We start from the raw sequence: 2792 nt of genomic DNA, 5'->3' as shown, positions 1-2792 counted from the left end.
CTACCGCTCCACCACCAGCCTACGAAAAGCCAACCACTGCTGTTCCTTGTAGGCTGGGGTGGAGCGATAGCGCAACCCCAGCGTTCCACTCAACGCTGCGTGTACGTGTAGCCCATCACCCGCCACCGTCCATCCGTATCCAGCGTGGTCGTGACCACCTCGTTCACCGTCATCTTGTCGAAGCGGCTGACGAAATTGACGCTCACGTAGTGGCCGTCGGGGCGGCCGGGCATGGTGGTCTTGTAGATCGTCTCGGCGGGCTCGCGCTCCTTCAGCACGCCGAAGGGCTCGCGCACCTTCGGGATCGCGTCCATCCAGTTGCCCAGCGGCACGGTCTGGCGGAAGGCGCTGGCGGAGCTGTCCCACGCGGTGCCCCAGTCGCGGCGGTCCAGCAGGCCCAGCCAGCCCAGGGCGGCCATGCGGCCTGCGGTTTCCTTTTCGGTATCGGCCTTGGCGCCGGGCTGCGCGGCCGGCGCGGGCGCAGGGGCTGCGGCAGGGGCCGGCGCGGCCGGCCGCGGCGCAATGCCGGTAGAGGGCTTCAGTTGCGCGTGCGCCGTGGCGGCCAGGCCGGTGGCCAGGGTCAGCAGGGCGAGGCGGGCGATTCGGGTCATGCGCAGTCCGGTGTTCACGATGAGTGGCGGAGTGTAGTGGCCGCCCTCGGGTTCCGATCTTTACCCGCCGTTACTGGATCGAATTACAGTATCGGGATCATGCGCCAAGACGTCCTGGAAGCCCTCAACCCGCAGCAGCGTGCCGCGGCCACCCACGGCACGGGGGACACGGCCGATGACCGCAGGGCGCTGCTGGTCATCGCGGGCGCGGGCACCGGCAAGACCAGCACGCTGGCGCACCGGGTGGCACACCTGATCCGCGAGGGGGCCGATCCGCAGCGGATGCTGCTGCTCACCTTCAGCCGCCGCGCCGCGCAGGAGATGGAGCGCCGCGTGGGCACGGTGATGCAGCAGGCCCTGGGCACCGCGGCCGTGCCGCCCGCGCTGCCGTGGAGCGGCACCTTCCACGCCATCGGCGCGCGCATCCTGCGCGAGTTCGCGCCCCGCATCGGCCTGGACGAGCAGTTCACCCTGCACGACCGCGGCGACTCCGAGGACCTCATGGGCCTGGTGCGGCACGAGATCGGCCTCACCGAAGGCCGGCAGCGCTTTCCGCTCAAGGGCACCTGCATGGCCATCTACTCGCGGGTGCGCAACACCTGCGAGCCGATCGACCGCGTGCTGGCCCAGGCCTTCCCGTGGTGCGCGCAGTGGGAAGACGCGCTCAAGCGCCTGTATGGCGCCTATGAAGAGGCCAAGCAGCAGCAGAACGTGCTGGACTACGACGACCTGCTGGCCTTCTGGGCCGACCTGATGGAGGAGCCTTCGCTCGCGGCCGAACTGGGCGAGCGCTTCGACCACGTGCTGGTGGACGAATACCAGGACACGAATCGCCTGCAGGGCCGCATCCTGCAGCGGCTCAAGCCCGATGGCGCGGGCGTCACCGTGGTGGGCGACGACGCGCAGAGCATCTACAGCTTCCGCGGGGCCACGGTACGCAACATCCTCGACTTTCCGCACCACTACGGCACGCCCGCGCGCGTGGTGGCGCTAGAGCGCAACTACCGCAGCACCCAGCCCATCCTGGACGCGAGCAACGCCGTGATCGCCGCCGCGCGTGAGCGGCATGCCAAGCAGCTCTTCACCGACCGTGCCTCGTCACGCCGGCCGCGCATCGTGCTCGTGCCCGATGAGGCGCAGGAGGCTCGCTGGGTGGCGGACGAGGTGCTGCGCGCGCGCGAGGCCGGCATGCCGCTCAAGCAGCAGGCGGTGCTGTTCCGCACCAGCCATCACAGCGCCGCGGTTGAGCTGGAGCTGGCCCGCCGCGACATCCCCTACCTCAAGTTCGGCGGCCTCAAGTTCCTGGAGGCGGCGCACGTGAAGGATCTGCTGGCCGTGCTGCGCTTCGCGCACAACCCGCGCGGCCGCATGGCGGGCTTCCGCGCCGCGCAGCTGGTGCCCGGCATCGGTGCGGCCACCTCCACGCGGTTGCTCGATGCACTGGCCGACGCGGCAGATCCGCGCGCGGCGCTGCAGGGCTTCCAGCCGCCGGGCGCCGCCCGCGAGGAGTGGGCGGCCTTCGCTGAACTGCAGGCCCGCCTGTCGGACCCGGCCATCACCTGGCCGGCGGACATCGAGCTGGCCCGCACCTGGTACCTGCCGCAGCTCGAACGCCTGCACGACGCCGCGCCCATGCGCCGCGCCGATCTCGACCAGCTCGTGCGGCTGGCTGCCGGCTACCCCACGCGCGAGCGCTTCCTCACCGAACTCACGCTCGATCCGCCCGAGGCCACCAGTGACCAGAGCGGCCCGCCGCACCGCGACGAGGACTACCTCATCCTCTCCACCATCCACAGCGCCAAGGGGCAGGAGTGGAAGGCCGTGCACGTGCTGCACGTGGTGGATGGCTGCCTGCCGAGTGACCTGGCCACCGGCACCACCGAAGACATCGAGGAAGAGCGCCGCCTGCTCTACGTGGCCATGACGCGCGCGAAGGAAGACCTGAACCTGCTGGTGCCGCAGCGCTTCTACGTCACGCAGCAGCAGGGCGGCGGTGACCGCCATCTCTACGCCGCGCGCACGCGCTTCATCACCGAGGCCATGCTGCCCCACTTCGAGCAGGTCACCTGGCCGGTGGTGGCGGGGCAGGCCCCGATGGCGGCGCGGCCGCAGGCGCCGGTGATGCAGGTGCGCGACCGGGCGCGCGCCGCCTGGAAGTAGCGGCGCCGGGCAGCCTTAGCT

At 70.8% G+C, this 2792-nt stretch carries 2 protein-coding genes; one reads left to right on the top strand and one right to left on the bottom strand.

The genetic code is table 11. The features are described 5' to 3' along the window. Window positions 1-89 precede the first annotated feature (89 nt). The gene (locus ACE3T5_RS21450; protein WP_374670143.1) at window positions 90-611 is read right to left on the bottom strand and encodes a DUF4019 domain-containing protein; all 522 of its coding nucleotides are present in this window, start codon (window positions 609-611) and stop codon (window positions 90-92) included. A gap of 99 nt (window positions 612-710) precedes the next feature. On the opposite strand from ACE3T5_RS21450, the gene ACE3T5_RS21445 reads away from it, so the two are divergent. Beyond that, entirely contained in the window at window positions 711-2771 is a 2061-nt protein-coding gene (locus ACE3T5_RS21445; protein WP_374670142.1) for an ATP-dependent helicase, read from the top strand. Window positions 2772-2792 lie beyond the last annotated feature (21 nt).

The organism is Ramlibacter sp., assembly GCF_041916345.1.
Taxonomy (GTDB): domain Bacteria; phylum Pseudomonadota; class Gammaproteobacteria; order Burkholderiales; family Burkholderiaceae_C; genus Ramlibacter.
The sequence above is the reverse complement of the archived record's forward strand: the minus strand, read 5'-3'. Positions and strand labels throughout refer to the sequence as shown.

Excerpts from the sequence above, each read along its gene's own strand:
- ACE3T5_RS21450 (WP_374670143.1), bottom strand. The coding sequence starts at position 611 with ATGACCCGAATCGCCCGCCTCGCCCTGCTGACCCTGGCCACCGGCCTG.
- ACE3T5_RS21445 (WP_374670142.1), top strand. The coding sequence starts at position 711 with ATGCGCCAAGACGTCCTGGAAGCCCTCAACCCGCAGCAGCGTGCCGCG.